The organism is Emticicia sp., assembly GCF_049241225.1.
Lineage (GTDB): Bacteria > Bacteroidota > Bacteroidia > Cytophagales > Spirosomataceae > Emticicia.
This window is the reverse complement of record NZ_JBMLRC010000186.1, coordinates 1-1,174: the sequence shown is the minus strand read 5'-3', so window position 1 is coordinate 1,174 and position 1,174 is coordinate 1. Positions and strand designations below refer to the sequence as shown.

Genomic DNA, 1,174 nt, shown 5'->3' with positions numbered 1-1,174 from the left:
TATCGCCTCGGCATTCGATTGTCATTTTATTCCATTCACCGAGTGGTTTTTCTGAGTTATCTGTTAGGTTTTTGATTCGGCGTTCTTTTCCTTCAGTTATTCCCCAGTTTTCTTTAGGTCCACGTCGAGCTTCCATGTTTTCTACCTTAATATCTTCTACGATACACCAAAAATCTCCTGCATTTTCGTGCATCATTTGTACTTCGATAGATTTCGGAAACATTCCGTACAAGGCTCGTGGCGTTGAAGCATGTACCAAAACGCCACAATTACCAGGTTTTCCTGCAAAACGATATTCTAATTCCAATCGGTAGTTTTCGTATTTGTCTTTGGTCAGTAAATGGCCTTCGGGAGTTCCCATACTTACCAAATTTCCGTCTCTGATTATAAAAGATTTTCTGAGATTTGGGTCTTTATCAGTGGCAGGCACATCGCTGTACCAATTATTAAGGTCTTTGCCGTTGTATAAATGGATAGTTTGGGCAAAGGTTTTTCCCAGCGTAAAAAGGCTTAAAGCAAGAGCAATAAAATATTTCATATCAGAATATTTGTTACGGATTTGAATTGATAAATAATGTATTTGCAACAAATCATTGATTTTCAAAAACTTGCTACTTGTTGACTGTTGACTGTTCACTGTTGACTATCGACTGTTCACTGTTGACTGTACACTGTACACTATAGACTATCGACCGTTGACTACTTAATTAATCCCCAAAGTAAATGAATTTTTTGATTTTTGTGCCAAATTTTTACTATTCAAAATAATTCGTTGAACAGGCAGATTATCCCATTTGGTTTTAAAACTTACATATTCCATGCCTTCGGTTGAAGGTAAATCGGTTGAAACCTCCCAAGTTTTTGGGTCATATTGTAAAGTAACTACTTGTCCTTTCGGAGTTTTGAGTGTGATTTTGCCCGCTACCGAGTTATCAATCGTGCAGATTGTCATAAAAACTTGTTGCAGCGAAGTTGGCTTTTGGTTCAACGCATAATCATCCGTTAGTTCAACAGTATTTTTTACTCTATTCAGTTTCACTGTTCTGTTCCAAGATACTATTCCTGCATTTTTATCATAAGCATTCGCAATATCAAGATTGAGCGTAGCTTCTTTCTCCGAAATGGTACTTTTTACATTACTTGCCTCAAACTCTCTACCTGCTTTCTGACCTAA

The 1,174-nt window shown here is 37.1% G+C and carries 1 protein-coding gene and 1 pseudogene; both read right to left on the bottom strand.

Going from position 1 to position 1,174, the window contains the following annotated elements; genetic code table 11:
- The coding region (locus tag ACOVO2_RS10365; protein ID WP_421769895.1) for a 3-keto-disaccharide hydrolase at positions 1 to 538 on the bottom strand (538 nt) is incomplete at its 3' end.
- Positions 539 to 703: 165 nt separating this feature from the next.
- Positions 704 to 1,174: pseudogene (locus tag ACOVO2_RS10360) on the bottom strand (hypothetical protein); the annotation flags it as partial.